Origin of the sequence: Stagnihabitans lacustris (assembly GCF_025950525.1) — a bacterium.
Classification (GTDB): domain Bacteria; phylum Pseudomonadota; class Alphaproteobacteria; order Rhodobacterales; family Rhodobacteraceae; genus Stagnihabitans.
Genome location: NZ_JAPDGS010000006.1, coordinates 176,282 through 193,320, shown reverse-complemented (window position 1 = coordinate 193,320; position 17,039 = coordinate 176,282). Strand labels below are relative to the sequence as shown.

At 66.2% G+C, this 17,039-nt stretch carries 14 protein-coding genes; 12 read left to right on the top strand and 2 right to left on the bottom strand.

Annotated elements, in window-relative coordinates; translation table 11 throughout:
• Positions 1-243: 243 nt before the first annotated feature.
• The gene (locus NX862_RS15060; RefSeq protein WP_264494748.1) at positions 244-1,284 is read right to left on the bottom strand and encodes an RluA family pseudouridine synthase; all 1,041 of its coding nucleotides are present in this window, start codon (positions 1,282-1,284) and stop codon (positions 244-246) included.
• Between the two features lie 17 nt (positions 1,285-1,301).
• Between NX862_RS15060 and NX862_RS15055 the strand changes: the two genes are divergently transcribed.
• From NX862_RS15055 to NX862_RS15000, 12 genes are all read left to right on the top strand, one after another.
• On the top strand, positions 1,302-1,613 hold the full coding sequence (locus tag NX862_RS15055; RefSeq protein ID WP_264494747.1) for a DUF6476 family protein: 312 nt from the start codon (positions 1,302-1,304) through the stop codon (positions 1,611-1,613).
• 62 nt (positions 1,614-1,675) lie between these two features.
• A complete protein-coding gene (locus NX862_RS15050) occupies positions 1,676-3,325 on the top strand; it encodes a hybrid sensor histidine kinase/response regulator (RefSeq protein WP_264494746.1) in 1,650 nt (549 codons plus the stop codon).
• A 98-nt stretch (positions 3,326-3,423) separates the two neighbouring features.
• The gene (locus NX862_RS15045) at positions 3,424-4,839 is read left to right on the top strand and encodes an amidase (protein WP_264494745.1); all 1,416 of its coding nucleotides are present in this window, start codon (positions 3,424-3,426) and stop codon (positions 4,837-4,839) included.
• A gap of 73 nt (positions 4,840-4,912) precedes the next feature.
• Positions 4,913-5,974, top strand: a complete 1,062-nt coding sequence (locus tag NX862_RS15040) for an ABC transporter ATP-binding protein (protein ID WP_319800888.1) — start codon at positions 4,913-4,915, stop codon at positions 5,972-5,974.
• Entirely contained in the window at positions 5,971-6,948 is a 978-nt protein-coding gene (locus NX862_RS15035; protein WP_264494744.1) for an ABC transporter permease, read from the top strand. The genes NX862_RS15040 and NX862_RS15035 overlap by 4 nt, the downstream gene beginning before the upstream one ends.
• 37 nt (positions 6,949-6,985) lie before the next feature.
• Positions 6,986-7,735 carry an ABC transporter permease gene (locus tag NX862_RS15030; RefSeq protein WP_264494797.1) on the top strand — a complete coding sequence of 250 codons (750 nt, stop codon included), beginning with the start codon at positions 6,986-6,988 and terminating at the stop codon, positions 7,733-7,735.
• 52 nt (positions 7,736-7,787) lie between these two features.
• The gene (locus tag NX862_RS15025) at positions 7,788-8,813 is read left to right on the top strand and encodes an extracellular solute-binding protein (RefSeq protein ID WP_264494743.1); all 1,026 of its coding nucleotides are present in this window, start codon (positions 7,788-7,790) and stop codon (positions 8,811-8,813) included.
• Positions 8,814-8,942: 129 nt separating this feature from the next.
• Positions 8,943-10,370 carry an amidase gene (locus NX862_RS15020; protein WP_264494742.1) on the top strand — a complete coding sequence of 476 codons (1,428 nt, stop codon included), beginning with the start codon at positions 8,943-8,945 and terminating at the stop codon, positions 10,368-10,370.
• Between the two features lie 98 nt (positions 10,371-10,468).
• Positions 10,469-11,668: a 3-deoxy-D-manno-octulosonic acid transferase gene (locus NX862_RS15015; protein ID WP_264494741.1), complete on the top strand. Its 1,200-nt coding sequence runs from the start codon at positions 10,469-10,471 to the stop codon at positions 11,666-11,668.
• Between the two features lie 94 nt (positions 11,669-11,762).
• Positions 11,763-12,302, top strand: coding sequence for an NUDIX hydrolase (locus tag NX862_RS15010; RefSeq protein ID WP_264494740.1), 540 nt, complete (start codon positions 11,763-11,765; stop codon positions 12,300-12,302).
• Positions 12,303-12,421: 119 nt separating this feature from the next.
• Positions 12,422-12,853, top strand: a complete 432-nt coding sequence (locus tag NX862_RS15005) for a DUF1178 family protein (RefSeq protein WP_264494739.1) — start codon at positions 12,422-12,424, stop codon at positions 12,851-12,853.
• 434 nt (positions 12,854-13,287) lie between these two features.
• Positions 13,288-13,491: a SlyX family protein gene (locus NX862_RS15000; protein ID WP_264494738.1), complete on the top strand. Its 204-nt coding sequence runs from the start codon at positions 13,288-13,290 to the stop codon at positions 13,489-13,491.
• Between the two features lie 113 nt (positions 13,492-13,604).
• Here the strand turns inward: NX862_RS15000 and putA are convergent, their stop codons facing one another.
• Positions 13,605-17,018, bottom strand: a complete 3,414-nt coding sequence (putA, locus tag NX862_RS14995) for a bifunctional proline dehydrogenase/L-glutamate gamma-semialdehyde dehydrogenase PutA (protein ID WP_264494737.1) — start codon at positions 17,016-17,018, stop codon at positions 13,605-13,607.
• Positions 17,019-17,039: the final 21 nt, after the last annotated feature.

Here is a 17,039-nt window from a genome sequence, read left to right as displayed (position 1 = left end):
GCGCCCCCTGTTCCTCGTGCCGGTGCGTTCGCGCCCCCGGCCCTGAACCCGATCACGTAAGAACCCTTTTGGCGTTCTTCAAGACCGGGCCCGACAGGACCGAAGGGCTATCATACCCTGATGAACGGAATCTGAACCTGTTTCCGTCGCCGCGCCAGCGCGATTTCCCTGCCATTTTGCAGGGCGGACCTGCGAAATGGCCTCACGAAACCGTGTGGGTCACAGACCAAGTCACAGCCTGGATTACAGCGGCGGCGGCAGGCGCAGCGCCTCGACCAGGGCCACGAAATCGGCCGGCGGATCAGAGCGGAACTCCAGCCGCTCGCCGGTCAGCGGATGGTCAAACCCCAGGGTCGCGGCGTGCAAAGCCTGGCGCGGAAAGGCATTGGCCAGGGCGGCGCCGGGCAGTTTCACCGGCAGTTTCCGCGTCCCGCCATAGGTCGCATCGCCCACAAGCCCATGACCCGCATAGGCCATATGAACGCGGATCTGATGCGTCCGCCCGGTTTCCAGCCAACATTCCAAAAGGCTTGCCGTGCCGTAATCCTCCATCACCCGGGCCCGCGTGATCGCATGGCGCCCCGCCCCGTCCCAGACCACGGCCTGTTTCTGGCGGTCGTTCCGGTGGCGCGCCAGTTCGGTCGCGATCTTGACGATGCCCCCGGCCTCCATGCTGATCCCGCGCAAGCCGCGCAACCTGGGGTCCGAGGCCTGGGGCACGCCATGCGCCACCGCCAGATAGCGGCGCGAAACGGTATGGGCGGCAAACTGCGCCGACAGGCCATGATGCGCCCGGTCGCTTTTGGCGGCGACCAACAGGCCCGAAGTGTCCTTGTCGATGCGATGCACGATGCCCGGCCGGCGTTCGCCGCCAATGCCCTGCAGGCTGTCGCCGCAGTAATGCAGCAGCGCATTGACCAGGGTCCCGCGCGGCGTGCCGGGGGCGGGATGCACCACCATCCCCACCGGCTTTTCGATCACGATCAGCTCGTCATCCTCAAAGACCACGGTCAGGGGGATATCCTCGGCCAGGGTCTCGACCACCTCGGCCGGATCGAGTTTCAGAAGGAAAACGTCGCCTGCAACCGCTTTGGACTTGCCATCCGCCACGGGATGACCATCCTTTAGCAAGGAACCCTCGGCGATCATCCTGGAAAGCCTGCTGCGCGAAATGCCTGCCTCCTCTGGGATCAGAGAGATCAGGACCTTATCCAGTCGGTCGTTTGCATCGGCCGGAACCACGAGGACCAGTTCCTCGGGCGAATCGTCGTCGGAGTAAGTCATGCGTGAAGGGTCCATAAGTGACGTCCAAAGAGACAGAAGTGGCGCTGCCGGGGTCGGTGGTGCTTTTGAAGTGGCTGGTGATCGGTCTGACCGCCAGCATGATTGGCGGTGTCATAGCGGTCGTCTGGCTGCTTGTCACCCGTTTGCCGAACCCGACCGCGCCCCCCGCGCTGCCAGAGGGCCTGACCCTGCCCCAGGGCGTCAGCCCACAGGCGGTCACATTCGGGCGCGGCTGGATTGCCATCGTCGGATCGGATGACCACATCCGGCTTTTCGGCGCCGACGGCACGCCTTGGCAGGACATCGCCATCACAAGACCCGCACCCTGAAAGCCCCCATGCCCGCAACCCTTCGGCCCCAGCGATTTGTGGACTTTGCCCGCCGGCAATCAGTGGGCGAAATCCGCCACCAATATGACGTGCTCAGCCGCTTTGCCCTGCGGCGGCGGGCGCTTGTCACCTTGGCGTTCGGCCTGGGGCTGGCCTATCAGCCCCTGTGGATCACCCTGGTCTTTTTTGCGCTGGACGTGATCTTCGACTTTGCCACGCTGCGGTTGTTGCGCGACTTGAACCCATCTGAAACGCCGGGGCGCTATCTTTGGGCGCTGGTGGTGAACATGGGGCTGTCGACCTCGTTTACCGCCTTTCCGGCGCTGTCCTGGCTGGTGGATGCGCCCCTGGCCAAGGCCTATGCCTTGGCCCTGGTGCTGATTGCGCTGATCCACCATTCGACGCTGCGCAATGTCCATCGCCCGCTGTCCAGCTCGGCATCCTTGGGGACTTCGGTCGTGGCGCTGGGGGTCAACACCTGGGCCTGGGCCCGGGTGGGCGACTGGGAGACCCTGGCCGTCACGACGCTTAGCCTTGGGGCGGCGATCTATTATGCGCTGTTGACGATCGAGGCCATGCACCGGCTGCAGGCCGATTTGCGCCACGAGCGTGAGGTGGCGGCCCATGCCAACAAGGCCAAGACCCGATTCGTGGCTCAGCTTTCGCATGAGCTGCGCACGCCCCTGAACGCGATCATCGGCCTGTCCGAGGCCGAGCGCATGACCGCGCCCGATGCCGAGGCCAAGGCGCGGATGGCGGTTCTGGTGCAATCGGCCCGCGACCTGGGCGACCTGCTGGAGGATATCCTCGACCTCTCCGCCATCGAGGCCGAGGCCCTGGCGATCCGCCCCCAGACCATCGACCTGCATGGCCAGATCCGCTGCGCCGTGCAGCTGTTTGGCCGCCAGTTCGAGGACCACGGGATGCAGCTGGACCTGGACCTGGCGCCAGACCTGCCGGAAAAGGCCTGGGCCGATGGCAAAAGGCTGCGGCAATGCCTGTCCAACATGCTGTCCAACGCCGTGAAATATGGCCAATCGGGCCAGGTGCGGATGGAGGCGGGGCTTGCGGGCAACCACCTGTGGATCAAGGTCAGCGACCATGGCCCCGGCGTGCCCGAGGCCCTGCGCGAGCGCATCTTCGAACCCTTTGTGCGCGGTCAGGAACTGGCGCCGGGCACCGGGCTTGGCCTGTCGATCTCGCGCATGCTGGCGCGGCGGATGGGGGGCGATCTGGTGCTTTTGCCAGCCCGCACCGAATCCGGCAGCGACCCTCAGGGGGAGGGCGCGCAGTTCCTGTTGACCCTGCCCTATATCCAGCCCCCCGCCGAGGCCCCGACCGTGCCGCATCTGCGCTTTGACGGGCTGCGGGTGCTGGTGGTCGATGACATCGCGACGAATCGGCTGGTGGCTGCGACCTATTTGCGGCTTTTGGGCGCCGAGGCGCTGCAGGCCCCGGATGGGCAGGCGGCGCGGCAGATGGTGCGCGAGGCGCGGCCGGATGTGATCCTGATGGACCTTTTGATGCCGGGGCTCAGCGGCGCCGAAACGCGCGACCTTTTGGCCAAAGACCTCGGCGCCGACCTGCCGCCGGTCATCGCCGTTTCGGCCGAAGCCGCGCCGCGCGGGGGCTTTGACGGCCATCTGGTCAAGCCCCTGACGCTGGAAAAGCTGCGCGAGGCGCTGACCCCCTGCGTCGCGGCTTTGCAGTAGCGCCGCAGATCGGGGCTGAAAACGACGGGGCTGCGGCGCGGATGGGCAGGACAGCGCCTGCCCCCCGGGGGAGCCTTGGGCAAAACCGGGGGTGGCAGATGGATTTTCGCGACAAGGATGCAACGGGTTGGGCCGAGGCCGTGGCCCGACGCGAGGTTTCGCCCATTGACCTGCTTCAGGCCGCACTTGACCGGGTGGCAGAGGTCAACCCCCGCCTGAACTCTGTGGTGCTGATGCAAGAACAGGTCGCGCGGCAGTCACTGGCCACCCTGCCCCGCGGCCCGTTCCACGGCGTCCCCTTTCTGCTGAAAGACCTGGGCTGCGAGGCGGTCGATTTCCCCTCGTTCAACGGCACGCGGCTTTATGGTCAGACGCGCTATCCGGCCAACAGCGCGATCTTTGACCGGATCGCGGCGACGGGCGTGGTGACGTTTGGCCGCACGACCTCACCCGAGGGCGGGATCGGGGCTGCCACCGAGGCCGCGGTTTACGGCGGGCCGACGCGCAACCCCTGGGACCTGGGCCGCACCTCGGGCGGGTCATCGGGCGGGGCTGCGGCTGCGGTGGCTTCGGGGATCGTGCCCTTTGCCCATGGGTCGGATGGCGGCGGGTCGGTGCGCATCCCGGCCAGCAGCTGTGGGCTTTTCGGGTTCAAACCGACGCGGGCACGGCTGCCCGACGGGCCCTTTTCGGGCGAGGGCTGGGCTGGGATGGCGATCGACGGCTTTCTGACCTGGTCGGTCCGCGATACCGCACGGATGCTGGATGCCTGCATGGGGCCGGACCTGGGCGCGCCCTATGTGGCGCCCGCTTTGGCGCGGTCCCATGCCGATGCGATCTCGCGCCCGCCGCGCCGCCTGCGGGTGGGGGTGGTGGACACGACCTTTACCGGGGCGCCGATTGACCCCGGGGTGGCAGGTCAGGTCCGCGACGCCGCGGCCCTGGCGGAAAGCCTTGGGCATCATGTGACCCAGCATCAGGTCAAGGCTGATGTGGCGATGATGATGCGGGCCTGGACCGATATCGTCGCGGTGGGCACGGCGCTTTCGGTGCGGTCGGGGCTGAAGGGGCGGGATTTAGGCCCCGACCTGGTCGAGGGTGTCTCACGCGGGGCGGTCGCCCATGCCGAAAGCCTGTCGCCCCTGCGCTATTTGCAGGCGGTGGGCGAGATCCATGCCTTTGGCCGCCAGATGGCCGCCGAATTCGCGGGCATCGACATCCTGCTGTCCGCCACCCTGGCCGAGCCGCCGGCCCAGGTTGGCCGGTTCAGCCATGACACCGAGGATTACGTGGCCTATCGCACGGGCGACAAAGGGATTTTCGCCTATTCCCCCTTCTGCGCCATCTTCAACGCCAGCGGGCAACCCGCGGCCTCGGTGCCGCTTGGCATGGTGGGCGGCCTGCCCGTCGGCATCCATGTCGCCGCCCCCTTTGGCCAGGACGAAGAGCTGATCGCTTTTTGTGCAGAACTGGAGCTTGCGGCACCTTGGGCCGGACGAAAGCCCGGAATTTGAGCGCGACTGCAAGAATCATTTGCAGTTGCGCGCGGCGCGGCGCCAATATGATCAAAACAACAGGGAGTGAGCGGTGAACCAAACCATCGCCATATCGGCCCAGAACGTCATCAAGGCCTTTGGCCAGGGGGATCACGCCGTCCGCGCCTTGGACGATGTGTCGCTGGACATCCGCAAGGGAGAGTTCTTTACCCTGCTGGGCCCCTCGGGCTGCGGCAAGACCACGCTTTTGCGCCTGATTGCGGGGTTCGAAATGCCCTCGGGCGGGACGATCCTGCTGGACGGTGCCGACATCACCACCCTGCCGCCGAACAAGCGCCCGGTGAACACGGTTTTCCAGTCCTATGCTCTGTTTCCTCATCTGACCGTGGCGCAGAACGTCGCTTTCGGGCTGGAAATGTTGGGAAAGTCCAAGTCCGAGGTCACGGCCCGGGTCGCGGAAATGCTGGCTCTGGTCAAACTAGAGCCCCTGGCCCATCGCAAGACCAGCCAGCTTTCGGGCGGCCAGCAACAGCGGGTGGCCCTGGCGCGGGCGCTGGCGCCGCAGCCCAAGGTTCTGCTGTTGGACGAACCCCTGTCGGCGCTGGATCTGAAGCTGCGCAAGGAAATGCAGATCGAGTTGAAACGTCTGCAGACCGAGACCGGCATCACCTTTGTCTTTGTCACCCATGACCAGGAAGAGGCGCTGACCATGTCCGACCGGATCGGCGTCATGAGCGCGGGCCATCTGCAACAGGTGGGCAGCCCGAAAGAGATCTACACCCGGCCCAAGAACCGCTTTGTCGCCAGCTTTATCGGCGAGACGAATTTCCTGGGCGCGACGCGGGACCCCATGGGTTACAGGCTGGATTGCGGCATCGTGGTGCAGGCCCCTGCGGCGCAGGCCGACCGCGTCACCCTGACGATCCGCCCCGAACAGCTGCGCCTCGTCCCCGAGGCCGAGGGCGATATCCCGGCCAAGATCACCAACCTGGTTTATTTCGGCACCGACACCCATTGTCACATGTCCCTTCCCGACGGGACCGAGGTCACGGCCCGCCTGCAATCGCCCTCGGATGGCGAAAGTGGGTTGCAGATCGGCCAGGGCATCGGGCTGCGCTTCGTGCCGGGCGCCTTGCAGGTGCTGGAAGAATGAGCGGGCCCGCGTCTGGTAAAACGGCGTCCAGTAAACCGGCGTCCGGCAATCAAACCTCTACCGGGGCCTCTGCCGCCGAACAGGCCTTGGTCAAGGCCAGCGTCCGCAGCGGCTGGCTGCTGTCGACCCCCGCCCTAGTGCTGTTGGCCCTGGCCGCGGTTGGCCCCCTGCTGATCATGCTGGTCTATTCCTTTTTGACGCCGGGCGAATATGGCAATGTCGAATGGGGCTTTTCGACGGACGCCTGGACCGGCATCCTGTTCACCCGCGACGTGTTTGACGACACGCTGCGGCTGGAGGACGCGCATCTGTCGATCCTGTGGCGGTCGGTGAAACTGTCGCTGATGACGACGGCCTTCACCTTTGCCGTGGGCTTTCCAACCGCCTGGTTCATCGCAACCCGGCCACAGCGCCAACGCGGGCTGTGGCTGTTCCTGATCACGATCCCGTTCTGGACCAACCTGCTGATCCGCACCCTCGCCATCAACGAGATCCTGCGCACCGAGGGCCTGTTGAACAATATCCTGATCGGGTTGGGGCTGATCACCGAGCCGATCCAGATCATCTATACCGACACCGCCGTCTTTATCGGCATGACCTATGTCTATCTGCCGCTGATGGTTTTGCCGCTGTTTGCCGCCATCGACCGGTTCGACATGCGCCTGCTGGAGGCGGGTTACGACCTTTATGCGACCCGGTTGCAGGTCTTGCGGCGGATCATCCTGCCGGTGGTCAAGCCGGGGATCATCGCCGGGTCGATCCTGGTCTTTGTGCCGGCACTGGGGGCCTATGTCACGCCGCGCATCCTGGGCGGCGGCAAACAGATGATGATCGGCAACTTCATCGAGCTGCAATTCGGCCAGGGGCGGAATTGGCCGCTGGGGGCCTCGTTGTCCGTCACCTTGCTGGTGATCGTGACGGCGGCGCTTCTCGTCTATGTGCGTTTCGCGAACCGGGAGGTGACACGTGGCTAAGGATGTCACCCATCTGCCGGGCTTTACCACGATCTCGATGACGGTTTTTGCGGCGCTGTATCTGCCCATCGTGATCCTGGTGGTCTATTCCTTCAATTCGGGCGAGGATCTGGCCCATTGGGAGGGCATTGGCCTGCAATGGTTCACAAAGGCCTGGGCCAATGACCAGGTCAAGGACGCGACGATCCGCAGCCTGTGGCTGGCGGCGGTGGCGGCGGTGATCTCGACCGCGGTGGCGACGATGGCCGCGCTGGGGACGACGCGGCGCGGCAGGTTCAAGGGCCAGACCTTCATCTATGTGATGATCAACCAGCCCCTGATGGTGCCCGAGATCGTGACCGCGGTGGCGCTGTTGATCTTTTTCGCCTGGTTCAAGGTCAATCTTGGCTATCAGGGCATGGGCTATCTGGTGCTGGCCCATTCGGCCTTTTGCATCCCCTTTGCCTATTTGCCGATCCGGGCGCGGCTGGAAAGCATGGACCTGACGCTGGAAACCGCGGCCGCCGATCTTTACGCGACGCCCTGGGCGACCTTTCGCCGGGTGACGCTGCCTTTGCTCTTGCCGGGGATATTGGCCGGGATGATGCTGGCCTTTGTCACCTCGCTGGATGACGTGGTGATCACCGTCTTTGTGAAATCGGCCGGGCAGGACACTTTGCCCACCTATATGCTGGGGCAAATCCGGCGTCAGGTCTCGACCGAGGTCTATGCGATCTCGACCATGCTTCTGGGGCTGACGGTGGTCTTGCTGGTGGTCTTCATGGCCCTGACCCGCAAGAAAGACTGACCCGCAAGAAAGACTGAAACCAACAAAAGACGGATACAACAGGGAGCTTGTGATGAAAAAACTGATGACGGCGACGGCGATGCTGATGGGACTGGCTGCGACCGCCCAGGCCGAGCGCGAATTGCAGCTGTTCAACTGGGGCGACTATACCAACCCCGAGCTGTTGGCCAAGTTCGAGGCCGAGACCGGGATCAAGGTCACGGTCACGGATTACGACAGCAATGACACGGCTCTGGCCAAGATCGAGGCCGGTGGTTCGGGCTTTGACCTGGTCGTGCCCTCGGCCAATTACGTGCCGATCTATGTGGAAAAGGGCCTGGTTCAGGAACTGGACCTGACCAAGATCCCGCATCACGGCAATATCGCGCCTGAGTGGATGGGCGTTGAATATGACCCGGGCCGCAAATTCTCGATCCCGTGGCAGTGGGGGACGACCGGCATCGGCATGAACAAGACGCTTTATGCCGGCGATATCAACACCAGTGCCATCTGGCTGGACCCGCCGGCGGAAGTCGCAGGCAAGATCAACGTGACGCCCGAGATGAACGACGTCCTGGCCATGGCCACGATGTATCTGGGCGGCCAACCCTGCTCGGAGGATGCCGAGTTGATGAAGAAGGTCCGCGACAAGCTGTTGGAGGCCAAGCCGAAATGGGTCTCGATGGACTACGGCATGACCGAAAAGATGGGCTCGAATGACGTCAAGGCGACGGTCTATTGGAACGGCGCGATGTTCCGCTCGCGTCTGGCCAATGCCGATGTCAGCTTTGGCTATCCCAAGGAAGGCTTCCCGATCTTCATGGATCAGGTGATGCTTTTGTCGGATGCCAAGAATGTCGAAGAGGCCTACAAGTTCCTCGACTTCATCGCCTTGCCCGAAAATGCCGCGTTGATCTCGGCCTTTGCGCGCTATGGCAACGGGATCACCGGGTCGGAAGAGTTCATGCCGGCCGATATGAAGGATGCGCCCGAAATCGCCATCCCGGAGGAGTTCAAGGCCAAAGGCGTGTTCCTGAAGACCTGCACCGGCAAGTCGCAAGAGTATATCACCGCGATCTGGACCGAACTGCAGAAGTGATTGCGCCGCCTTTGGCGTCGCCCAACTGGGGGAGGGCCTTGCCCTCCCCCAGACATCATCTTCAGAGGGGCGCCCGCGCCCCTTTGACAACTCCCCGGGGATATTTACGCCAAGTTGAAAGGGCCCGCGATGGAACTTTGGGAAATGTCGGCCTCGGACCTTTCCCGGGGCATTACGGGGCGGGATTTTGCGCCCTCCGAGGTGATGGCGGCGCATCTGGGGCGGGTTGCTGCGGTCAATGGCGCGGTCAATGCGCTGGTGTCGTTGCGCGATCCCGATGATCTGATGGCCGAGGCGCGGGCGGCCGATGACGGCGCGGGCGGCTGGCTGCATGGGCTGCCTTTGGCAGTCAAGGATCTGTGTGCAACCAAGGGGCTGCGGACCACCTGGGGCTCGCCTTTGTATCGCGATGTCGTGCCGGTGAAGGATGATCTTCTGGCGGCCCGGATGCGCGGCGCGGGGGCGATCTTTGTGGCCAAGACCAACACGCCCGAATGGGGCCATGGGTCGCATACGTTCAACCCGGTGTTTGGCGCGACGCGCAACCCCTATGACCTGGGGCGCACGGCGGGGGGCTCTTCGGGCGGGGCGGCGGCGGGGCTGGCGGCACGGATGATCCCGGTGGCGGATGGGTCGGACATGATGGGCTCGCTGCGCAATCCGGCCGGGTTCTGCAACGTCTATGGGTTTCGGCCTTCGTGGGGTTTGGTGCCCGCCGATGCCGAGGGGGACAGCTTTCTGGCGACCCTGGCCACCGAGGGCCCGATGGGGCGCACCATCGAGGACGTGGCGCGGCTTTTGGCGGTGCAGGCGGGGGGCAATCCAGAGGTGCCCTTTGGCCGGGCGCCGTCGGATTTCACCGCGGGGCTGGAGCGCGCCAGCCTTCGGGGCAAGCGCATCGCCTGGCTGGGCGACTGGGGCGGGGCCTATGCGATGGAACCCGGCGTCCTGGATATCTGCCGGAACGCTTTGCGGCAGATGGAGGCCCTGGGCGCCGTGGTCGAAGAGGTGGCGCCGCCCTTCCCGGCAGGCGATCTTTGGCGCGCCTGGGTGACTTTGCGGGCGATGCTGAATTCCAACGGCTTTGCCGACCTGGTGGCGGACCCGGCGAAACGGGCGCAGATCAAGCCCGAGACGCTGTGGGAGATCGAGGCCGGCACGGGCATGAGCGCCGAACTGGTCTACCGTGCCAGCGTGATCCGTTCGACCTGGTATGCCACGGTGGCGCGGCTGTTCCAGCGGTTCGACGCGCTGGCTTTGCCCACGGCGCAGGTCTGGCCCTTTGATGTCAATCTGCGCTGGCCTGCCGAAATCGCGGGCACCCGGATGGACACCTATCACCGCTGGATGGAGGTGGTGATCCCCGTCTCGCTGGCCGGGCTGCCCTGCCTGTCGCTGCCGGTGGGATTTGGCGCGCAGGGCCTGCCGATGGGGCTGCAGCTGGCGGGCCCGGTGGGGGCCGATGCGGCGGTGCTGGCCATGGGGCAGGCCTGGCATCTGGCGACCGATTGGCCTGGACAGCGGCCGCCGGTCCTGCAAGGCGACGCCAAGACCTGAGGGGGGCGGGGGCAGAGCCTTACAGGACAAACGGCGGCACGCGCGGCGGGGCCGCCAATCATCTTCCCCTTGGCCCGATCCCGCGCTAAGCCATCGCCATGACCCTGCCCTTCCGCCTTCTGTTCTGGCTGCTGCCCCGGCTGATGCTGGGCCTGGCTCTGTGGCGGCTTTTGCGGCGCGAGACGTTGCGGGACCTGAACCAGCGCCTGGGCGGCTCCCCGGCTGCGGGGGCCATTTGGGTCCATGGCGCCTCCAACGGCGAACTTGCCTCGGCGCGCTGGGTGATCGAGGCCCTGGCCGCCCAAGGCCCCGTCCTTGTCACCGCCTCGACCGTGACGGGGCGCGACATGGTGGCGGGCTGGGGCCTGCCCGGCGTGCGTGTCAGCCTGGCGCCGCTGGACCTTGGCCTGGCGTTGCGGCGGTTTCTGCGCCAGCCGCCCTGCGCCCTGATCAACCTGGAGGCCGAATTCTGGCCTCACCGTTTCACCATGCTGCGCGCCCGCGGCCTGCCCTTTGCGCTGATCGGCGCGCGGATGTCCGAGCGTTCGGCGCGGTTCTGGGGCCGCGCGGGCCTGGGCTTTCTGCAAGGCGCGGCGCTGGTGTCGGCTCAGGATTCACAGACCGCCGAAAGGCTGGCGGCGCTTGGCTTGGCCCCGGGTCCGGTCTTTGACCTGAAGGCCGCGGCGACGGCCCGCCTGCCCCAACCCACCTGGGCGCCGCGGGGGCAAAGGGCGCGGGTGCTGCTGGCGGCCTCGACCCATGCCGGCGAAGAGGCGCTGATCCTGGATGCCCTCGCCCCGCCCTTCGACCTGCTGATCCTGGCCCCCCGCCACCCAAGGCGCGGCGACGCGGTGGCAAAGCTGATCGCCGCCCGCGGCCTGACCTTTGGCCGACGCTCTCGCGGCGAGATGCCCGCCGTTGCCCAAAGCAGCGCGCCCCAAACAACCGGCCCCCGGGTCTTTCTGGCCGATACGATGGGCGAGATGGACCTTTGGTATGCCATGGCCGGCGCCTGTTTTGTCGGAGGCTCGTTGGTCGACAAGCGCGGCCATACCCCGTGGGAGCCCGCCCGCCACGGCGCGGCCATCCTGCACGGGCCGCATGTGGCGAACTTTCAGGCCGCCTATGCCACGCTGCAGGCCAAGGGCGCGGCTCTGCCTTGGTCGCCCGCGGCACTGACGGCCCTGGACGGCGCCACCCAGGACCGCATGGCCCAGGCCGCCGCCGCCTGCCTTGCCCAAAGCGGCGACGGTACGGCCCTGATCGCGGCGCTTTTGTCCCTCATCGCCCGAAAGTGACGCAAGCAGACTTGCATGACCGCGACAACGTGCCAAACTCAGATGATGCGCCCGACACAAGAGCGCCCCTGTAACCCGTGCGATCGAGCAGCCGATGTCGATTTCCATTTCCCCCCCGCGCCCCGACGGGTCCGGGGACAACTTTACCGACACGGGACCCGTTCTGGGTCCGGTTTCGCCATCGGCGCTTGGCCAGATGGCCGCGCTGTGCTGGCGGCTGAAAAAGGGCCGGGTCGAGGTGATGATGGTGACATCGCGCGAAACCGGGCGCTGGGTGATCCCAAAGGGCTGGCCGATGGAGGGCATCGCCCCCGAAGAGGCCGCCGCCCGCGAGGCCTGGGAAGAGGCCGGGGCGCTTGGCAAGGTCTCGGCCGATCCTTTGGGGCGTTTCGTCTATGACAAGGTCTTGCGGGATCGCTCGGTGCGGTCTTGCTGTGTGACGGTCTATCCGCTGCGCTTGCGCGAGGTCAAATCGCGCTGGCCCGAACGCAAAGAGCGGCGGCGCAAATGGTTCGATGCCGAAGAGGCCGCAGGCCTGGTCGCCGAAACCGGCCTGTCCGATCTGTTCCTGGCCCTGGCCCAAGACCCCGGCCTGGTGGCCCCCCCCGCCCGCCACCGCAAGGCCAAGGGCTAGGCCGGGTTTGGAAGTTTGGGGGGCTTTCGGGCTTGGAAACGTTTGGGTAAAGCCTATCTGCAAGACTGGGCGCGGCGCAGGCCATGGGCCGACACCAAAGGCAGAAACAAGGGGCGCAGATGATCCGTTACGCGCTGAAATGTCAGGCGGGCCATGCTTTCGAAAGCTGGTTCAAATCGGCCGAAGCCTTTGACGGGCTGCGGACGGCTGGCCATGTCGCCTGCCCCGAATGTGGGTCTTGCACGGTGGACAAGGCGCTGATGGCGCCGCAGGTGGCTTCGGGTCTGGCACGGGCCGCGGACGAGGTCTCGAAGGCGGCCGCAGCCGAGGCCGAACGTGCGGCAGCAATTGCCGCGCTGAAAACCCATGTCGAGGCCAATTCCGACTATGTCGGCATGAACTTCGTGGCCGAGGCGCGGGCGATGCACCTGGGCGACGCGCCCGAAAGGTCGATCTATGGCGAGGCGCGGCCCGAAGAGGCGATGGCCCTGCTGGAAGAGGGCGTCCCGGTGGCGCCCCTGCCCTTCCTGCCGACCCGCAAGTCGAATTGAGGGCAGGTGTTGGTTGGGCCGAGTCTGGGTGAGGGCCCGTCTGAGTGGGGGCACGTCTGAGTGGGGGCCAGTCTGAGTGGGGGCCGAGTCTGAGTGAGGGCACGTCTGAGTGGGGGCCCGTCTGAGTGGGGGCCGAGTCTGAGTGAGGGCACGTCTGAGAGAGCGTTTTCGCCCGAGTCTTTGGCCCGGTCTCCCGATAGCGGGGCAACAGCGGGGCTCAGGCCACTTGTGTGTGGAACCAGTTGCGAAACAAATCGCACGCACCCTGAACCCCTGTCCTCCTACCCACGCTCTCCTCCTGCCCCCCTCCCCTGCCCCCTGCCCAAACGGGCAAGATTGCACTTTTGGAAACCGATAGACCCGTGTCTGGCGTCGTGGCGGGCCTTGGTATAACCGGAATGGCGTTGCCAGGCTTCTGTGAAAGGAACGGATGGATGATGGAACGCGTGCAGGCCCTTGAAGAGCGCGTGGCGCATCTCATGCGGGGGGTGGAGGATCTCTCGGACATGGTCACGGGTCAGGGCAAGGAGATCGACCGGCTGAACCGGCTGGTCCGCCTGCTTGTGGAACGCGAGGCCGAGCGCGAGGCCCTGGGCCAGGAGACCCCGGCCGCCAATGTCCGCCCGCCGCATTGGTAGACGGACAAAGGTGGGCTTCGGGGGTGGGTTTCGGAGGTGGGCTTCGGGGGTGGGTTTTGGACGGGCCCTTTCGCTGACGGCCGGAGCCTGCAGCCAACGGCGGGGCTGATGCCTCAGTCCTGCCCCACCTCGGCCAGCAATTGCGCATTCCCGCCAGAGGCCGTGGTGTCGATGCACACGTGGCGCTCTTGCATCACATGGGCGCGGTCCGGGGCGCCGGTGATCAGGGGCAGGATCGGACCCTGCCGCTGGGCTAGCGCGCGGGCATAGGTGCGGCCCGTAGCCTCATCCCCGCCCCACAGCGCGCCCGAAAAGCCGCCAAGCCGCGTCAGCGCCTCGGGCGTCAGGCCCTGCGCCGCCACCGCCACGCCGCCCAAGGCCTGCACCGCAGCCACTTGGGCCGCCACATCCGGCCCCAGGCACAGCAAGGGCGCCCGCGTCAGGACCGACAGCCGGTTGGACTCGCCCGTGGGGCCGGGCAGGTCCAGCACCTCGACCAGGCCTGACCCCGGTGCGGCCAAAAGGGCCGCCGTCACCCGCGCCTCAGGTTCAGTCGGCAGGGCCACGGCCGCCGCATCAGGTGCCATCGCTGCAGTCGGCAGAGCCCCCTTCACGAACCGGCCCAGGTAATGCGGCCCGCCCGCCTTGGGGCCGGTGCCCGAAAGCCCCTCTCCGCCAAAGGGTTGGCTGCCCACGACCGCCCCGATCTGGTTGCGGTTCACATAGATGTTGCCGGCATGAACCCCCGCCACGACCTCTTGCACCCGGTCATCAATCCGGGAGTGCAGGCCAAAGGTCAGCCCGTAACCGGTCTTGTTCACCGCCGCGATCACTGCAGGGATTTCACCCGCACGGAAGGTCGCCACATGTAGCACCGGGCCAAAGATCTCACGCGTCATCGCCGCAATCCCCGGGACCTTGATCACCGTGGGCGCCACAAAGGTCCCTGTGCCCGGAGCCTTCATCTCGAACAGAACCCGCCCCTCGGCCCGCGCCAGCGCGATATGGGCCTCGATCCCCGCACGCGCCTCGGCGTCGATCACCGGGCCTATGTCGGTCGCAAGATCCCAGGGCTGGCCCAGCGACAGACACTCCATCGCGCCCTTCAGCATGGTCAGGACATGGGGGGCGATGTCCTCCTGGACATAAAGGCAGCGCAGCGCCGAACAGCGTTGCCCGGCCGATTGGAAGCTGGCCGCGATGATGTCGCGCACGGCCTGTTCGGGCAGGGCCGTCGAATCGACCAGCATGGCGTTCAGGCCGCCCGTCTCGGCGATCAGGGGCGCGCCCGGGGCGAGGTGTTCGGCCATCGACCGGCGGATCAGAAGGGCCGTCTCGGTTGATCCGGTAAAGGCCACGCCGTCCACCCGTGGGTCCCGCGTCAGGGCCGCGCCCACCGTCCCATCCCCAGGCAGCAGCTGCAGCGCGGTCAGGGGCACCCCGGCCTGATGCAGCAAATCCACCGCCAGGGCCGCAATCAAGGGCGTCTGCTCGGCAGGCTTGGCCAGGACCGCGTTCCCGGTGGCCAAAGCCGCAGCCACCTGCCCCGTGAAAATCGCCAAGGGGAAGTTCCAGGGGCTGATGCAGGCAAATACCCCCCGCGGTGCGCCCTTGGTGCCCCCGGCGTAATAGCGCAGGAAATCCACCGCCTCGCGCAGTTCGGCCACGGCGTCGCCCAGGGTCTTGCCCGCCTCACGCGCCAAAAGCGCAAAGATCGCCCCGAAATTGGCCTCGTAAAGGTCGGCGGCGCGGTTGAGGACCTCAGCGCGGTTCGCGGCATCCCAAGGACGGGCGGCGGCAAGGGCGGTTTCCGCATCGGCCAGCGCCGCTGTCACCACATGCCCCGTCAGTGACCCATCCGCCGGATTGGCCACGCCCAACCGCCGATCCCCCACAACCGCCCCGGCAATCCGTGGTCCCGCCTCGAAGATCATCGCGCGGAAGGGGCCCCGCGCGGCCTCGATCCGTTCAAGGTCGCCCGCATCGGTCAGGTCAAACCCCATCGAATTCCGCCGCGCCCCAAAGAGGTCCGGCCCCGAGGGCACGGGCTGCGGGCGCGGGGTCTCCAGCGCAGTCAGCGGGCAGGCGGCGACTTTCGCAGGCGGAATCTCGGCATTGACGATCTGGTTGACGAAAGAGGAATTCGCCCCGTTTTCCAACAGCCGGCGCACCAGATAGGCCAGAAGGTCGCGGTGCGCCCCCACCGGCGCATAGATGCGGCAGCGCGTGCCGTGGCCTTCCAGCACCAGGTCATGCAGGCGTTCGCCCATGCCATGCAGGCGCTGGAATTCGTAGGCGCCGTTCGGCAGGTCGCGGCCCATATGCAACACGGCCGCGACCGTATGGGCGTTGTGGGTGGCGAATTGCGGATAGATGCGGTCGGTCATCGACAGCAGCTTGCGGGCGTTCGCCATATAGGAGGCATCGGTGGCCTCTTTGCGCGTATAGACCGGGAAAGAGGTCAGGCCCATGACTTGGGCCCGCTTGATCTCGGCATCCCAATAGGCGCCCTTGACCAGGCGGACCATGATCTTGCGGTCAAGGCGTTCGGCGGTCGCATAAAGCCAGTCGATCACCGCGCCCGCACGCCGCCCATAGGCCTGGACGACGACGCCAAAGCCCTCCCAGCCCTTCAGGGAGGGGTCGGACAGGACCTGTTCGATGACCTCCAAAGACAGCGTCAGGCGGTCGGCCTCTTCGGCGTCGATGTTCAGCCCAATGCCTGCAGCCTTGGCCAGACCCGCCAGCGAGGCCAGGCGCGGCACCAGTTCCTCCATCACCTGAGCGCGGCGGGCGACTTCATAGCGCGGATGCAGCGCCGAGAGTTTCACCGAAATCCCCGGATTGGTGCGGATATCGCCATGGGTCGCGGCACGGGCGATGGCAGTGATCGCGGCGGAATAGGACAGGTGATAGCGGTGGGCGTCGGCTTCGGTGCGGGCAGCCTCGCCCAGCATGTCATAGGAATAGGTATAGCCCTTGGACTCCAGGTCTCGCGCCCGGTCCATCGCCGCCTGGATCGTCTCGCCCAGCACGAAAGCGCGGCCCATTTCCTTCATGGCGCGGGAGACGGCGGTGCGGATCACGGGTTCGCCCAGCCGCTTCATGGCGCCCCGCAAGTGGGAGACGATACCCGGCTCGCGGTCCTCCAGCACCTTGCCGGTCAGCATCAGGGCCCAGGTCGAGGCGTTCACCAGGCTGGAGGAGGACCGCCCCAGATGGCGGCCCCAATCGGCCGGGGCGATCTTGTCCTCGATCAAGGCGTCCATCGTGGGGGCGTCAGGGACACGCAAAAGCGCCTCGGCCAGGCACATCAGCGCGATACCCTCATCGGTCGAGAGGCCATATTCGGCGAGGAAGACCTCCATCAGACCGGGCTTGGCGCTGGCGCGGATACGGGCCACCAGATCGGCCCCCGTGGCGGTGATGGCGGCGCGGTCGGCGGGCGTCAGGGCGGCGGCGGTCAGGTTCGCGGCGGTCAGGGAGGCTTCATCTTCCAGGCTGGCGTGGGTCAGAATATGGTCCATGATGCTTCCCCTATGATTTGC

What these genes read in the sequence shown, in the direction of transcription:
- NX862_RS15045 (WP_264494745.1), top strand. Translation starts at nt 3,424, where the DNA reads ATGGATTTTCGCGACAAGGATGCAACGGGTTGGGCCGAGGCCGTGGCC.
- NX862_RS15005 (WP_264494739.1), top strand. Translation starts at nt 12,422, where the DNA reads ATGATCCGTTACGCGCTGAAATGTCAGGCGGGCCATGCTTTCGAAAGC.
- NX862_RS15020 (WP_264494742.1), top strand. Translation starts at nt 8,943, where the DNA reads ATGGAACTTTGGGAAATGTCGGCCTCGGACCTTTCCCGGGGCATTACG.
- NX862_RS15030 (WP_264494797.1), top strand. Translation starts at nt 6,986, where the DNA reads ATGACGGTTTTTGCGGCGCTGTATCTGCCCATCGTGATCCTGGTGGTC.
- NX862_RS15000 (WP_264494738.1), top strand. Translation starts at nt 13,288, where the DNA reads ATGATGGAACGCGTGCAGGCCCTTGAAGAGCGCGTGGCGCATCTCATG.
- NX862_RS15010 (WP_264494740.1), top strand. Translation starts at nt 11,763, where the DNA reads ATGTCGATTTCCATTTCCCCCCCGCGCCCCGACGGGTCCGGGGACAAC.
- NX862_RS15035 (WP_264494744.1), top strand. Translation starts at nt 5,971, where the DNA reads ATGAGCGGGCCCGCGTCTGGTAAAACGGCGTCCAGTAAACCGGCGTCC.
- putA (WP_264494737.1), bottom strand. Translation starts at nt 17,018, where the DNA reads ATGGACCATATTCTGACCCACGCCAGCCTGGAAGATGAAGCCTCCCTG.
- NX862_RS15015 (WP_264494741.1), top strand. Translation starts at nt 10,469, where the DNA reads ATGACCCTGCCCTTCCGCCTTCTGTTCTGGCTGCTGCCCCGGCTGATG.
- NX862_RS15025 (WP_264494743.1), top strand. Translation starts at nt 7,788, where the DNA reads ATGAAAAAACTGATGACGGCGACGGCGATGCTGATGGGACTGGCTGCG.
- NX862_RS15060 (WP_264494748.1), bottom strand. Translation starts at nt 1,284, where the DNA reads ATGACTTACTCCGACGACGATTCGCCCGAGGAACTGGTCCTCGTGGTT.